Consider the following 14337-nt stretch of genomic DNA (forward strand, 5'->3'; position numbering starts at 1 on the left):
CGCGGACGATGTTGTAGCGGTCGGTATCCAGTAGCGACAGCCCCGGCACCCGCCGGTCGACGCGCCCTTGGAGCAGTTGCACCGCGTCGGCGGTCGGCCCCTCCGCACCCGTAATCGCACCGTACTGTTCTTCGAGGCCAGCGTCGCGGAACTCCGCGGCCGTCTCCTCGCGGGCGGCCTGCCGCGCTCGCTCGCTGCGTTCGAGCTGGCCGCCGCTCCCCAGCTTCGGGTTGGTCGTCAGGCTGACGCCGCGCTCGGCGTCGCCGTCGAGGCGGTCGGCCGCCTGGTCCTGCGCGTCCGGCTCGTCGGCCTGCGTGGGGTCGTCGGCGCCGGTCGAGCCGGTCGGCGCCTGCGTAGTCGTCTGGTTACCGCCACCGCCGCCGTAGGTGGTGTCGGCGCCATCGTCGCCCGTCACACCCGAGCCGGCATTGGTGTCACTGCCCCCGCCGGAGTAGGTCGTATCCGAGCCGCCGCCGTAGTCGTAATCGCCACCACCACCGACAACGCCGGAATCGTCGTCATCATCATCGTCGCCACCAAACCCGCCGCCGTAGTCGCCCCCACCGTCGCTGGGGTCGTCGGCGCCGGTCGAGCCGGTCGGGGCGTCCGTCGACGTGTCGCCACCGCCGCCGTAGGTGGTGTCGGCGCCATCGTCGCCCGTCACACCCGAGCCGGCGGTGGTGTCACTGCCCCCGCCGGAGTAGGTGGTGTCTGTTCCGCTATCGCCGGTCGAACCTCTGCGGACCATACGGATACCTTCGGTATCTGTTATCAAAAGTCGGACGACCACTTAGGCAATACCTAACAATTCTCGACTAACATTTAGCAACTGCACGCGAAAAGTGTCGCCAGCGTCGCGAACCCGTTACGGGCGGCTCCGGACCGGCGTTCTCCCGGCGTCGACCCTTGGGGTAGTGTCCACGTCATCGGCCGCGGGCGGCGCTATCTCGGCCTCACGCTGGCAAATCGGACAGCGGAGAAGACGGCCCGCCTTCGCGATCGACATGAACGTGGGTTCGTGCTCGAAGCCCTCGCCGCTGCAGCGCTGGCGACAGTTAGTCATCGGCCGCGGGCTCGGGCTCGGCCTGGTTGGTGAGCTCGTCGGCGCCAGAGAGCACGGCGTCGCCGAACTGGCGCGCGGCTTCGGGTGGTAGGAGCGTCCACGTCCACCCGCCCATGACGTGCATCCCGATCATCACCGCGTTGGCGTCGGGGTTCGTCTCGACGCGCACCTCGGCCTCGCGGTGGATCATTTCGAGATCGGCGGCGGTAAGCAGGTCGTCGCGGTCGAACAGGCGCGTGCGGTCGGTCATCGGTCCTCCCCTCCCTCGGCGTAGGCGGCGGCGCTGCGCAGCTTCGCCGCGAGGCGCCGGGCGGCGCCCGGGTCGAGCGAGATCGACACCTCGCCACTCGCGAGGGTCGTCGTGAGGCCGACGCTCCCGCGGCCGTCGTCGAGGAACTCCGCGCGCACCTTCAGCGAGGCGCGGTCGTCCGCCGAGGCGCCGACGTGGGTCCACGCCGGCTCGCCGCCGAGCACGGTGGTCGCGGCGCCGAGTTCGTTCCGCTGTTCGTCCGTCGTCGTAGCCGCCGGGTCTTTATCGCCCGGCGGCGAATTGTCGTTCGCCATCGTTCCGATGGCCGCGGCGTCGGTGTCACACCACCGGCGTCGGGTTCTCCGACGCTTCCGCCGCGGCGTAGCTACGTCTCTATCCTACAGCATCTTAGTAGTTACGTATGATTCAATTGTATTAGGACATAACTACTAAGTCGTAGTGACGTATGTTTTAGAACGTCCGTCGTGAACGGCGGCACATGGAGGAGATCGACTTGAACCCGACTGATAACGCGATCCTCGATATGCTACGGGAGGGGCGATGCTCCCCGACGTATATCGCCGAACAGCAGGATTACAGCCGACAGAACGTCACGAACCGCCTCGGCCGGCTCGTCGAGCATGGCTACGCCCGCAAGCTCGCTCCCGGCCTGTACGAACTCGTCGACGACCCCAGGGACGATGCCGAGGAGTAAACCCGCCGGAAGGGTGGTCTCGACGCGAGTCCGTGGGGTTCGCGAGCAAAATAAACGACCATCGCGATGTATGCACCTGGCGAGGCGTGCGCGGGCGTCGGGGTGCATAGATTCGACCCCGCCGCGGCGCTTCCGTCCCGGTCACGACAGCCGTCGCGAAGCCGTGTTTAAGTCAATCACCCCGTCACTCACCCGCGAGCGACGCGAACCAACCCCCCGTATGCACATTCGTACTTAATGACCGACCGAACATCCCTCAAGTTGACCGACGAGCGGAAGCGACTGTTCGACAAGGCGAGCGCCATCGTGGCGAGCGGCGAGCACGACGATCCGCCGCGCTCCGATGTGATCGACGCGGCGCTCACCCACCTGATCGAGTCGGAGGCAAACCTCAACGACGTACGCGACCGCTATCCACCGCAGCAGGTTAAGGACTGCTGTAATACCTCCGTCCTCGGGTTGCGATACCGAACGTCGATTGAATCAAGCTGGCGATGACGGACCGCTGCTATATCTGTGGGGAGGACAATCCAAACGTTCTACAGACCCACCATATCATTCCACGACGGTATGGAGGAGAGGATCGCTCGCAGAACCTGGTTCGGTTGTGTGCGAATTGCCACCAAGCTATAGAATCAATATACGACGACCTGTTTTTTGACCGGGTTGTATCGTGGGGGGAGGAATGGGACGAGGCGGGTCAAACCCTCCGAGACGCAGTTTCGTCGTTTATTGAAAACGAGCTGAATGTGACACCTGAGGGGCACATATACATTCCCACGCGGGGAGATGAGCAACGCCAAGAGATGTACGAAGATTATCTTGATTTCTGTGAAAATAGGCGCTTGCCCGTACACACCTCTCAAATGAAGTTTTTCCAGTCAGTCGACAAACTGGCTCCGGAAGGCACGGTTGAAACTGTATGAACCACAACCGGCTTCGACACGCGAGCCTCACAACCACCGACCGAATTTACTCCCACCTCCGCCCCCGCTGACGCCCGTCTGACTGAACTACTTGATTCAGTAATGAATCAGACTGATTCATGCCGCGGGTGCTCGCGACGGTCGACGAATCAGCGAAAACGTGGGTTGAATCGCGGAGTGATTCACTCGGCATATCCGAAGCCGAGGTGATTCGCCGGTTGATCGACGCCGGGCGGGCCGATGAATCACTCCTTGAATCAGCGAGTGAATCATCGGCGGCGGATGAATCAGATAGTGAATCAGTGGTGATTCAGCGTCTCGACGAACTCGAACAGCGCGTCGCGGCGCTCGAAGCCGGGCGCGACGGGGCGACCGATTCTGAGGGCGCTCACGGCGGCGCTGTGCCCGTCGAGGGGCAAGAGGATACAAACCCTTCCCCCGAGGCGTCGAGCGGCCGGGTTGAGCGGGGGTCGGGCACCGACGACGTGCGCGAGCGCCTGCGCGACGAACTGCCCGGGTTCGATGACGACGTGGTCGCCGCCCGCGTCGACGCCGTGCTCGCCATGCGCGACGAGCTGCGCGACCGGGGCGAAGCGAAAAGTAGCGAGTTCCTTTCTGTCGTCGATGTCGACGCCGTCGACTATGCCGACCGGGGCTCGTTTTGGAGCAATGCCGGCCGCGACGCGCTGAAGTCCATCGCGGGCGTCGAATCGCCGCCGCGAGATTCCAAGAAGTGGCGGTGGTCGGGGTAGTCGATCTTGACCGCCGGGTCGCCGTCGCGTTTCTCGACGGCGTTGACCTTCTCGGCTGCGTCTTGTCTCGATCTTCCGAGAGGTTGGGAAACGTTTCCCGAACTATCACTTTCTGGAGAACTACGCTTCTGCTCAATTTCCAGCATCTCCTCAAACTTGTTGACGATCTGGCCGGGCGCTCGACGGCGTCGAACGGCCGCCGACCGGGCGGGCCGAGTGGCGGTGGTCGGGGTAGGCCGTCAGTCCTTCGCGCGTTTGCTGGCGCGGAGCGCCCTTAGTGCCTGGCGGCGCTGCGTATCGGTGTCCTCGGCTTCGTCGTAGAGTTGTAGCGCGTCGGGGTGCGTTCCGCTCGCTCCCGTAAAGTACGGTATCTCATACCCGAGCTTCCGAAGTTCGTTTACCGCTTTCCAGTAGTCATTACCTCGAAGCCGGTCGCGTGAGCTGGTGATTATTCCCGACGCCCGGGCCACAAGCGAGAGCGCTCCGCCGCCTTTCTTTCCCTCCTTAAGATCGACGTATTTCTCGGCGTCCGCGTAGCATGAAGTCCCGCTATCGCTTGAACGCCACGGGGGATTGAAGCGCGGCGGGTCACGTCCCGGGGCCGTGTCCCATTCGTCGGCCACGTCCCGGGCCACGTCCCGAACGTCGATGGCCTCGATCGCGGCGTTCACTACCTCTATGTCGTCGGTTTCCTCTATGTCGTCGGGAAGGTCGTCGGCGGTTATCGTTCGTTGGTTTCGCTCCCGGTTCTCTTCGCGCTCTTTCGCCAGGTCGTCTATGCGGGCGCTCACGGCGTCGTGCCAGCCGTTGGCGTCGTCGTCGTAGTCGGGCCACAATTTCGCGACGACGGCGCTCACGGCGTCCGTGTGGTCCGACGTGAACGCTTCGGCCCACGCTTCGGCTTCGGCTACGTCGTCGTCGTCGACGGCTTCGATCGGCGTGTAGTCGTAGCTCGGGTTCTCCGGGTCGACCGGCGTAACCACGCCGTCTAACGACGAATGGATAGACATAGGCGCTTTGTAGAGCCGATTTTTGTTATTCAGTAGGTCCGGCTCGAACGTCCCGGCGGCGTCGGGGACGGCGGCGTTCACGTCGTCTTTCACGCCTTCGAGCCATTCATTCAGCCGGTCGGTCATGTCCTCAAAGATAATCGCGCGGTCGCGGCGGTCGAACGCTTCCGCGATCGGCGCGGTCGCGGTCGGCGCGACGAAGGCGTAGGCCCCGCCGACGCTATCTAACGCATAGACGTGTTCCATGCTCCCGGCCAGCTCCCCGAACGCTTCGAGATAGAGGGATAGCGCCCGTTCTATCGTTTCCTGGGGCGCGTCCCCCTCCGGGCGCTTCCGTTTCACGTCGTCGGTTAGGTCTATATCCGCGAACGGGGCGTAAGCGCGTAGATCGCCGTAGCCGGGCGTCGGCTTTTCGTCGTCTTGCCATTCTTTCCCGTTCTCTTCGTAGTTGAAGGATTGCCAGCTATCCATGAACCACTTCGCCGGGGCGTAGTTCACGGTCGCGTAGGCGACGCGCTCAAGTTCCTGGCGGATACCCGCGAATTCCTTCCCGAGCGCCCACGCTCGACCTTCGCCGTCCCACGCTCCCGGTCCCTGGCGCGTTCTATACCAACCGTAGAAGTCACGGTTTCCGGGGCAATGACAGCCGCCGATCTCCCCGAGCGTCGCGTAGACGCTCCCCACGCGGTCGTAGTGGTCGGACGGGGTAACTTCGGTCACGTCGTCGGCGCTGTTCTCGGCGTTCGTATCGGGCGCGCCGGCTTCGAGGAGAGCGCGGGCTTTGTCAGGCGCGAAACCAAGCGCCCCGGCCACCTCGGCCGCGCTGGCGTCGGGGTTTTTGTGCAAATAGCGATTTATGCGCTCTTCGTCGCTCACGGTCATGCTATCACCTCGCCGTGTCGTCGAATTTTCTGGATTGGTGGCGCGGGGGGGCCGTCGAAGTATTCGCTCACTAAGTTTAGTTCCGAGCTGGCTCGCGTCGTGCCGACGTAGTAGACCCTATGCTCTTCGGCGGCGGCGGTGGGGTCCCTCGAATACTGCCGAACCGTGCGCTTCGACGACGTGGTAAACAGGTAGACGCTCGGGGCTTCGAGCCCCTTCGACGTGTGAACGGTACCGACTTTCACCTCTTCGGCTTCGAGCGACGCCGGGGCGTCGATCGCGTTCTTGAGAACGTCGCGTTTCCATGCGTCTATCTGTAAGTGGTCGGCTATGTCTAACGCGCCGTCGAAGTCCTCGAACGCCGGGGCCACGGCGTTCGCGTCGATAATCCCACCGATGCCTTGACCGAGCCGTTTCCGGCGGGCGTCCCCGTCGGGAAGCGCCCCTAAGACGTGCCGAAGATTCGGATATGCGAACGCCGACCCCCCCGACACCAGGTTATTCAAGAACACCAGCATTTGCCGTAGCTCCCCGCGCCACACACCGCCGTAGGTTCCTAACACCTCGAAGGGAATACCCACGTCGCGAAGATTCCGGGTTAGCTGGCGTAGCTGGCCGTTCGTTCGTGTTAGCAACATTACCGGCGTGTCGTGGGACGTGTGGCACTCCGCCGATTCTATCACGGCGTCCCGTAGGTCCCACTTATCCGTAATCGCGCGCCAGCCGACACTACCCCCGGCTTCGCGCCCCTCGAAGCCGCGGGCGTCGGTGTCCGTGTGAGCCGCGAGTACGGCGTTTCCGACCGCCGCGATCTCCCGGGGGCACCGATACGACTCTTTCAGGTCTATTACGTCGTCTACGTCCGTGTTCTCGAAGTAATGCGGCGTCCCGCCACGGAACGAATAGATCGACTGATTCGGGTCCCCCGCCAAGTAAATGCGGTCTATGCCCCCGCCGTCTCGCCATTGTTTGAATAGGCGATATTCCAACGGCGCGAAGTCCTGAAATTCGTCGATTAGGAGAACGTCGACGGCCGGCGTCGCGCCGGCGTGATACGCGAAGTCGACGTAGTCGCCATGCTCAAACAGCCGATACTCGAAGGCATCGCGTTTGTATTCGTCCCATTCTTCGAGCAGCCCTGTCACGCGATCGCCCGATATTTCTATATCGAGCGGCGCGTTTCGCCACTTTTCCGGCGGTTTGCAGGTTTGCCGAAGAAAGTCGTTTATCGCGAAGAGTTTGTTACCCGGGTAGTTCGTCGACTCTTCCCCCGCCAAGAGTTTGCGGGGGTCGGCAGCGTCGGGGTCGTATCGCATACCCCGGGCGTCACAAAACGCCGCGTAGGGGTCTATCTCGTCGTCGTCGAAGTTCCCGGGTACGATTATCGGCCCCGGGGCTTCGGCGTCGGGGTCCATGTCTAACAACCCCTCACGAATTAGCAGCGACAGCGCCAGGCTATGCATGGTCCGCGCCCGATCTTCCACGTCGTCGGCGTCACGGAACACTTCGGCCAACTCGGGTTTCACGTCGTCTCGACCCGCCCGCGTGAACGTGAGCCACCAGAAGCCGTTAGCGTCGAGCCCGTCCCGTTTCTCGGCGCGTAGCTTCTGTTTTAGCGTGTGGGTCTTACCCGTCCCCGGTGCGCCGTCGACCTGGATAACGTCGGCCATTAGGCGCTCACCTCGCTATGGTTCGGGTCGTCGCTCCCGCCTACGTCGTCGGACGTAACGCCGAGAGCTTCGGGATTGAACGGGTAGACCTTCGTATAGGTGTCCCACGCCCATTTTTTCCGTTTGCGGGAGCCGTATATGTCGCCGCGGGCTATCAGGTCCTTGATTAGCTGGCCCTTGTATTCGAGGTTCTTCCCGGCGGCTTCGAGCTGGTCGACGAGGAAACTATCTTGAACCCACACTATCGACGCGTCGGGCGGCGCGTCGTTGTAGACGGTCGTGTTATTCGGGTCGTACCACGCCGCCGCCACGTCGTTGCCCATATCATCGCGGTCCCCGACGGGTTTCACCGTGTTACCGAGCTTCGAGAGAACACGGTCGGCTATGGCATCCTGCGCCGTCTCTTCGACGACATTCACGACTTCGCTTTTCTCATGCCACCGCTCCCGTATCGCTTCCCAATCTTCTTTCTCCACTTCGATCAGCTCGAAAAATTGATTGGCGATCTTCTCTTGCAGCGCGCCAGCGCCCCCACCGACCATTTCGGCCGCGCTAAATTCTAACTCGCGGGTTCGGCCGGCGTAGGTTAGTTCAACCTTCCAGGTCGTCGTTTCCCCACCGTGGATTTCGACCGGGTAATGCGTCCCCTTGATTATCGCCCGGATCTCGTCGGGTAGGAATTTCTCGGCCTGCTCTTCGCGGTCGACTTCATTCATGGCCGCGAACCATTCCTTTAGTTCTTGACGGACATCGCCGGCGTCGACGCCGTTCCGACCGTCTAACGACGCTTCGACGCTATTCAAGAATTGACCACGTAGCGTCGCGCTCCCGAAGATTTTGGTCGAATACTCCCCACTTTCGAGAACGTCCCCGTTCGCGTAGGCGGCGATCCGCATTTGACCGCCGCCGATTGGCTCGTATTCGAGCGTTACGTAGCCGTCGGCCAGCTCTTCCGTGAACGCCTCCACGTTCTCGGCGGGGTCACTCATCCCGATGCACCCCATTCAACCCTCGGCCTTTCCCAACGCGCGCGCGCGGAGCAAAGGGGGGGGTCGATTTCCGGCCCCCTTTCGTTACCCCCCTTGGTAGGGTTGGTAGGGTTGAACCGCCCCGTGCCGTCTTGCGATTCGCTAATGCAACCCTTAGAGTGAGGCCTGCACCGAAAGGGGTCGATTTCAGCCCCCCCGGCTGCCCCCTCGCGTGTGCGGTAGTAAAGCAGTTCCTCGAAACGTGCCGGTCGTGTGCTTGCATCGTATGGTCGTGGCGACCGCGTCGAGCCGCCGGCGGTCGCGACGCCGAGGGCGTTGAGGCGTAACCTCTAAGCCTTCGGCCGAGAGAGAACCAGGTGTCAGGCCTGGGGGTTCTCTCCCCGGCTCGTTCAAGTTGGTTAGCGAGCGGTGCGTCCGTAGCGCGTCGAGCGCCGTTGCCGTGTGCATCATCCCCAGCCGGCATAAAGCCGCCGCCTCGCGTGTCGATCATGCCGGCACCCTCCCGGCGCGCAGCTCGTCGCGAAGGCGCTGCCAGCAATCCGGGCATAGGCCGAACTTCTCGAAGGCGGCCGTCGAGTCGGCGTAGTCCGACAGCGTCACCGACCACCGCTCGCTCCGGTCGGGGCGGTCGCGACCGCACACCCGACACTCGCCGGTCATCGGCCACCTCCCCGGAGCGCCGCGGCGGCCACCCCGGCCGCCAGCACCACCGCCACGAACGCGAGTTCGAGGAGGAGACACGCGACGGTGAGGCCGTCGACGGGCTCGCCGACGGTCCGCTCGTCGGGCGTCATCGCCCACCCCACAGCGTCAGCACACAGCCGTCAGGCGCCACGACAAGCGTCGTGTCCGTCTCGGGGTCGCGATAGGCGGCGCCGGTCACGTCGTTGCGCTCGACCGGCTCCGCGCGCCGGAGCGCGTCGAGCACGCACTCGCCAGGCCGGGGCTCCCGCGGATCGACGCGCTGCAGCCACCGGAGACTCGCGTGATGCGACACCCGCGCGCGGTCGATGGTCATCGAATCACCCCCTCGGCGGCGGCCCGCTGACACCAGGTCGCGACCCGTCGGGGGTCGGTGTCGGGCGGTGCATACCACCACACTTCCGCATAGCCGCGCCGGGCGTTTTTCGGCGGCGTCCCCCGACGCCGGTCGGCCAGCCCGCCGTCGAGCCGCTGCTGGCGAGTCTCGGCGCTCATAGCGACCACCTCGGCACGGCGGTCGAAGGCTTCTGTTTGGATAGTTCGTAGGCGATACTCCCGTCTCTCTCGGTTCGAGTCGTGTACATGGATGTTCACTCCATGCCACGTCCCCTCTGCCAAAGTCAAACCGTAACGGCGCGAACCCGGTATGAGCCGGGCCGCCTACGACGTTGAGAGTCCCGCGCCGCGGGGTGGTCAGAAAAGTTAACCACCTCGGGGCTGAAGGTGAGAGTGCATCATTCTCACCGGCGCGGTTTCCGGGGAGGGAGGCGGCAGAGAGCGGCCGTGGCGGGCCGGTAGCAATGAACCCCCTCCCCGACACCGTACTTGCGCCCCATGACCGCCCGGTGTACTGAGCGGGGGGCTTTGTGACCTGCCTTTGCACCACCATCGTCCCGACTGGTGAAAAAGCTTACGAGCGTTCGGATACAGGTTGTATACGAGGGATTCAGCGTGGCAAAACCACGAATCCAGTCACGGGTCGACCCGCACGTCAAAAGCCGCGTCGATGAGTTCGCCGAAGCCGAGGGCATGGCCGAATCCGAAGCGGTCCGGTATCTTGTACAGACGGGGCTCGATCGCGAGGAAAAGACGCTATCGGACGGGGGTGAGCCGGCCGCTCGGGAACAGGTTGACAATATGCGGCGGGAGCTGCGACGCCAGGAGGCTTTGACAGTCGCCGGGGTCGCATACCTCGCCCTATACGTCTCGGGCTTTTTGTCCGACGTGATGGCCCTCGCGGCAGGTGTCGTTCTTCTCGCCGCGTTCGGGTACTGGTATTGGAGGGGGCCATGAGCCGCCGACAGAACGGCCACGACCGCGAGTTCGGCCCGGAGGATCGGGAATACAGCGAACAGCGACGGCTCGAATCCCTCCACGACGCCCGTGAATACGTCCTGCAGGTGCGGAACTACACCGTTGATCCGGGTATCAGCATGAGCAATAGCGACCGCGACAGAGCGCTATTCGAGGCGGTGAAATCCTATATCATGGAACTCGAACCGCTATTCAAACAAGCCGAGGATGTTGGCGACGACTATTTCACCGGTACGCCGGTGGGGGAGTTCAAGATCGCCCCGTTCGACGCGGTCGTCGGGTTCTACAGCGACCACGTCGCCGACCGGGCGGGCGCCCGCCGCCCCGTTCCGCAGACGGTCGAGATCGCCTCATTGAGGGCGATCATGAGTATCTCACCGACGCGCACCGCTACGTGGCGCTATACTGTTCGAGATCGTTCAAACCAGTGGTACAAACCGGGTGCTGCTGACGGCGGCGGAACCGCCTTCGATTTGGACGCCTCGAAGTTTCCCGGCGGGTGTGGGGTGTCGGTGAGCCCCCTCCCAGGGGGCGATAAACTGAAAGAAGTGACATTTATCAAACAGCAAGAAATCCCGCCTCAAATCTCGAATTGCGCGTATCGGCTGTGCAATGAGTTCCTTGCCGAGGTGGGGCTCGACGTGGAACTCGCGGAACTGACCGACACCGAGGCCGAACTGGACTATTCGGACATTGAGGGCGGAGATTTCAACCGATAATGCACCTCACCGACACCGACTGGTGGCATGATTTGATGAAAGGTATCTACGGCCCGCGCCAGGGGGGCGCGCAGATCATCGTCGACGCCGAGGATGCCGAGAAAGGATACGGCAAGACCGGCCTGGCGGTGTCCCTGGCGCGGTTCCTTTCCGAACGGGTGTTCGGCTACGAACTCACCGACGACGACCTGACGCTGTCGGGCGCGCGGTATCTCGAACGCTGGCGGGAGCATCCAGGGAAAGAACAGCCCTCGGTTATCATCCTCGACGAGCTGGCCGGCGCCGGCGCCGGAAACAACCGCCGCGCCATGTCGAATCAGAACGTCGCCCTCGGCTCGGTGTGGCAACTCATGCGCAAGAAGCGAATCGTTACCATCGTCACGCTCCCGCATTGGTCGAAGGCCGACCTGGAAATGCGCCGCGAGGCGACGTTCAGGTTGCACTGCCTTCGCGAACCCATCGGGTACTTCCGCCCGTACCGAATCGGCGCGTCGTTCGATGACGGGAAGGTCACAACGGAGGGCTACGACGACGTTGAGCGAATCAGGTTCCCGAACATGGATGCGCACGACGACCCGCTGAAGCGGGCGCTGGATCGCAAGAAGGACAACCTCCTCGATTCGCAGTATCTCGACGCCGACAAGCTCGAAGGCGACGAGACGCCGGTCGAGGAGATCGACCCGGACAAACTTCGGAAAGAAGCCAAGAAGGAAAAGGAAACCGAGATCGCACAGTCGCTTCGGGATATGGGCTTTTCAGGCCGTGACGTGGCCGATATGCTTGGCCGGTCGCACACCTGGGTCTACGACAACACGTCAGAACCGACCGCGTCGGCCTGAATCTTCCACACGACACAGCGAATCGCACGACAGCGCCGCCTGTTGGTGGTGGAAGGAAGCCGAGAAAACAGTATATACATACTAACGTACGCTACGGTGAGGAAACTCCGGTCGGCTTCCGTTACCACTCGCCGCGGAGCGCGTCGCGAAGGTGTGCCTTTCGCTGTTCGTACTCCTCAAGCTCGTCCAAGAGGCGGCGGTGTTCCTCGGCCGCCCCGCGCCGGCGCGCGTCAGCAATCGCCCGGAGGAGTTCGAGGCCGTGTCTCTCGAACTCGCTCGGCGGTTCGTCGACGGAATTTACCCTGGGTGTGGGTTCCTGCATGGTTAGAACAGCGACGGCGTCGAGTATACGTACCGCCCTTGATCGCCCGTCTCCCCGGCCGCGGCATCCTCCCCGTCACGTTCGGGGTCGGGCCGGAACAGGTCGTCGCGCCGGCGGTCGCGGTTGAAATCGAATCGCGTGTCGACGCGGGTATCCTGCCGGGTATCCTCGCGCACGTCCTGGCGAACATCCTGGCGAAGATCGAGGCGCGTGTCGACGCGGGTATCTTGTTGAATCTCCCGCCGGAGGTCGAGTCGTGTATCGCCTCGCGCTCCGAGGCGAGCGTCCGCCGTCACGTCGACGCGGGCGTCGGCACGCACGTCGACCCTCGCGGCGGTGTCGGTATCGCTTAGCCCGCCGGTGAACAGGCCGCTCCGCACGTCGGCGCCGCTCCGCGTGTCGGTCGCGAACTCGGGGCCGAACGCGGCGTCGCCCCCGAACACGCTCGACGCCTGCGCCGCTTCCTGCCGACCGAACGCGCCGGCGAGGAGGCCGCCCGTCGCACCCGCCCCGGCGGCGCCCACGTCGGCGGCGAGGCCGCCACGGGCCGGCGAAGCCGTCTCGGCGTCGACGGAACGGCGTTGCGCGGCGACCCGCCGCGAAGCCGCCCCGCTGTCCTCTGACCCGTCGAGCCGCCCGAACGCCCGGTCGACCGCGGTCGAGAAGTCGCGGTCCGACGGTTCCCCGAAGCCGGTGTCGGGCTTCCCGGTGCCGCCGAACGCGGCGTCTTGCTGGCGGGTGTTGGACCCCACAAACGCACCCTGTTGGTTGAGCCCGGCGCGCTGCCGGGAGCGGGCGCCGCCGGTCAAGTCATCGGGCGGCGAGGCGAGCTGTCCCTCTCCCTCGGGGTCGGCGGTCGCTCGCTCGCTTACTAAGTCGTCGGCGCCGATGGTCGTCGTGTCGCTCCGCCCGCCGCCGAACGTCAGGTCGCCACGCGCTCGGCGGTCGCTCGCGAAGCGGCGGCCACGCCGAAGCGCTCGCTCGCCCTTCAGCAACACTCGCCCGGACAGGTCCGACCCGGAGACGCCAGGGAGCCGAGTGGCCACCCGGCCGAGGGCGCTCCCGGCGGCCGCCCCGGCGACGAGCCCGGCCGCGCCGCGGGCGACGAACTCGCTGGGGTCGTCGCGGAACGACTCGCGGGCGCTGGCCGCGACCCGCCCGCCACGCTGTTCAACGTCCTGCACGAACTCAGTGGTCGACGCCCGCTCGCCAGCATCGACGGCGTCACCGGCGACGCCCGGCAGCGGCGACTCCTCGCGGCGGTCGGTCGCGGCGGCGTCGACCGTGTCGAGCACCCGCGGTGGTTGCGTGGCCGCGAACTCTATGATTTCCTTCCCCTCCGCGACGGCGCTGGGGGCGTTCGCGACGCCGAGGAACGCCTCGGCGGCCGCCTCGGCGTCACGCTCGAACGGCCCCTCGGCCGGCAGGTTGCGCCCCTCGACCAACCCCGTCCGCGTGGCGATCAGCTGCGCCGCGCGTTCAAGACGGGCGACACCGCCGACGGTCCCCAGCAACGCACCACTACCGGGCGCGCCCCGGCTCGCCGCCTCGACGCCGGCCGAGATCGTCTCGTCGAACCCCGCCGCGGCGTCTTGTAGTTGCTCCTCGGTTCGAGGGTCCTCCCCCGGATCGCCGACGAGCGGGTCGACCGCCAGCGCCGCGGTCGGCGACAGGCTGGCGGGCTCGCCGTCCGCGGTCCCCCGCGTCGTGAACGGATTGTAGACCGCCACGTCGCCGAACTGTTCGCTGGGGTCCGTCGCTTCGAGCTGGCGCTGGCCGAAGCGATTGACCGCCGCGCGGATTTCGCCCCGACTCGCCCCGCCCTGCGCGTCGAGTTGGCGCTGGCCGTATCGGGTCACGTCCGCCGCGGTGGTCCGTGGGAACACGACCGAGGCGCCCTCGGGGCCGCGCGTGATGCCGACGCCACGCTCGGCCGTCTCACCCTGTCGGAACTCGGTGGTCGGCGCCCCCCGGTCGGGGTCGGGCGCCCCAGTGATGACGGTTCGGCGCTCGCCGTCGCCGTTGATCGTGGCTTGGAAGCCCGAGGCCGTCGACGTGACCGTCACGTCCGCAGGCGACACGTCCTCGCGCCCGCTCGCCACCTGGCGGGCGATTCGCTGGCGTTGCTCGGCACGGGTCGGCCCGGTTGAGGCCTCGGCGAAGGCCACGGTGAGCGCGCCGTTC

18 protein-coding genes and 1 pseudogene are annotated in these 14337 nt (G+C 64.9%); 7 read left to right on the forward strand and 12 right to left on the reverse strand.

Annotation, left to right across the window (positions count from 1 at the left end):
- The 3 genes and pseudogenes from HALNA_RS02115 to HALNA_RS02125 all read right to left on the reverse strand — a co-directional run.
- Window positions 1-748: pseudogene (locus tag HALNA_RS02115) on the reverse strand (hypothetical protein); the annotation flags it as partial.
- 307 nt (window positions 749-1055) lie between these two features.
- Window positions 1056-1313 (reverse strand): hypothetical protein, encoded by a 258-nt coding sequence (locus tag HALNA_RS02120; RefSeq protein WP_049934700.1) that lies wholly within the window; start codon window positions 1311-1313, stop codon window positions 1056-1058.
- Window positions 1310-1627, reverse strand: a complete 318-nt coding sequence (locus HALNA_RS02125; protein ID WP_049934702.1) for a hypothetical protein — start codon at window positions 1625-1627, stop codon at window positions 1310-1312. Before HALNA_RS02125 ends, HALNA_RS02120 begins: the two co-directional genes overlap by 4 nt.
- A 185-nt stretch (window positions 1628-1812) precedes the next feature.
- Between HALNA_RS02125 and HALNA_RS02130 the strand changes: the two genes are divergently transcribed.
- The 4 genes from HALNA_RS02130 to HALNA_RS02140 all read left to right on the forward strand — a co-directional run bounded on the left by HALNA_RS02130 (window position 1813) and on the right by HALNA_RS02140 (window position 3706).
- A complete protein-coding gene (locus tag HALNA_RS02130) occupies window positions 1813-2028 on the forward strand; it encodes a MarR family transcriptional regulator (protein WP_049934704.1) in 216 nt (71 codons plus the stop codon).
- A gap of 237 nt (window positions 2029-2265) precedes the next feature.
- A complete protein-coding gene (locus HALNA_RS02135) occupies window positions 2266-2526 on the forward strand; it encodes a DUF7386 family protein (RefSeq protein WP_049934705.1) in 261 nt (86 codons plus the stop codon).
- Complete coding sequence (locus HALNA_RS21560) at window positions 2523-2954, forward strand: HNH endonuclease (protein ID WP_084509864.1); 432 nt, start codon at window positions 2523-2525, stop codon at window positions 2952-2954. Before HALNA_RS02135 ends, HALNA_RS21560 begins: the two co-directional genes overlap by 4 nt.
- Before the next feature lie 119 nt (window positions 2955-3073).
- Entirely contained in the window at window positions 3074-3706 is a 633-nt protein-coding gene (locus HALNA_RS02140) for a hypothetical protein (RefSeq protein WP_049934707.1), read from the forward strand.
- A gap of 239 nt (window positions 3707-3945) precedes the next feature.
- On the opposite strand, the gene HALNA_RS02145 is transcribed toward HALNA_RS02140, so the two are convergent.
- The 7 genes from HALNA_RS02145 to HALNA_RS02165 all read right to left on the reverse strand — a co-directional run bounded on the left by HALNA_RS02145 (window position 3946) and on the right by HALNA_RS02165 (window position 9454).
- Window positions 3946-5598: a hypothetical protein gene (locus HALNA_RS02145; RefSeq protein ID WP_049934709.1), complete on the reverse strand. Its 1653-nt coding sequence runs from the start codon at window positions 5596-5598 to the stop codon at window positions 3946-3948.
- Window positions 5595-7268 carry a 3'-5' exonuclease gene (locus HALNA_RS02150; protein ID WP_049934710.1) on the reverse strand — a complete coding sequence of 558 codons (1674 nt, stop codon included), beginning with the start codon at window positions 7266-7268 and terminating at the stop codon, window positions 5595-5597. Before HALNA_RS02150 ends, HALNA_RS02145 begins: the two co-directional genes overlap by 4 nt.
- Window positions 7268-8257 carry a hypothetical protein gene (locus HALNA_RS02155; protein WP_049934711.1) on the reverse strand — a complete coding sequence of 330 codons (990 nt, stop codon included), beginning with the start codon at window positions 8255-8257 and terminating at the stop codon, window positions 7268-7270. Before HALNA_RS02155 ends, HALNA_RS02150 begins: the two co-directional genes overlap by 1 nt.
- A 486-nt stretch (window positions 8258-8743) precedes the next feature.
- Window positions 8744-8917, reverse strand: coding sequence for a hypothetical protein (locus HALNA_RS19700; RefSeq protein ID WP_157573410.1), 174 nt, complete (start codon window positions 8915-8917; stop codon window positions 8744-8746).
- Entirely contained in the window at window positions 8914-9051 is a 138-nt protein-coding gene (locus HALNA_RS19705; RefSeq protein WP_157573411.1) for a hypothetical protein, read from the reverse strand. Before HALNA_RS19705 ends, HALNA_RS19700 begins: the two co-directional genes overlap by 4 nt.
- Entirely contained in the window at window positions 9048-9275 is a 228-nt protein-coding gene (locus tag HALNA_RS02160) for a hypothetical protein (RefSeq protein WP_049934713.1), read from the reverse strand. Before HALNA_RS02160 ends, HALNA_RS19705 begins: the two co-directional genes overlap by 4 nt.
- Window positions 9272-9454, reverse strand: coding sequence for a hypothetical protein (locus HALNA_RS02165; protein WP_049934714.1), 183 nt, complete (start codon window positions 9452-9454; stop codon window positions 9272-9274). The genes HALNA_RS02160 and HALNA_RS02165 overlap by 4 nt, the downstream gene beginning before the upstream one ends.
- 405 nt (window positions 9455-9859) lie before the next feature.
- Here HALNA_RS02165 and HALNA_RS02170 point away from each other — a divergent pair, with 405 nt between their 5' ends.
- Genes HALNA_RS02170 through HALNA_RS02180 form a run of 3 tightly spaced genes read left to right on the forward strand, consistent with a single transcriptional unit; the run spans window position 9860 to window position 11831 of the window.
- Window positions 9860-10252 carry a hypothetical protein gene (locus HALNA_RS02170; protein ID WP_049934717.1) on the forward strand — a complete coding sequence of 131 codons (393 nt, stop codon included), beginning with the start codon at window positions 9860-9862 and terminating at the stop codon, window positions 10250-10252.
- Window positions 10249-10992: a hypothetical protein gene (locus HALNA_RS02175; RefSeq protein ID WP_157573412.1), complete on the forward strand. Its 744-nt coding sequence runs from the start codon at window positions 10249-10251 to the stop codon at window positions 10990-10992. Before HALNA_RS02170 ends, HALNA_RS02175 begins: the two co-directional genes overlap by 4 nt.
- A complete protein-coding gene (locus HALNA_RS02180; protein ID WP_049934720.1) occupies window positions 10992-11831 on the forward strand; it encodes an ATP-binding protein in 840 nt (279 codons plus the stop codon). The genes HALNA_RS02175 and HALNA_RS02180 overlap by 1 nt, the downstream gene beginning before the upstream one ends.
- Window positions 11832-11952: 121 nt before the next feature.
- Here the strand turns inward: HALNA_RS02180 and HALNA_RS02185 are convergent, their stop codons facing one another.
- Window positions 11953-12153: a hypothetical protein gene (locus HALNA_RS02185; protein ID WP_049934722.1), complete on the reverse strand. Its 201-nt coding sequence runs from the start codon at window positions 12151-12153 to the stop codon at window positions 11953-11955.
- Between the two features lie 2 nt (window positions 12154-12155).
- The coding region (locus HALNA_RS20420) for a hypothetical protein (RefSeq protein WP_211225982.1) at window positions 12156-14337 on the reverse strand (2182 nt) is incomplete at its 5' end.

Origin of the sequence: Haloplanus natans DSM 17983 (assembly GCF_000427685.1) — an archaeon.
In the GTDB taxonomy this organism is placed as follows: Archaea; Halobacteriota; Halobacteria; order Halobacteriales; family Haloferacaceae; genus Haloplanus; species Haloplanus natans.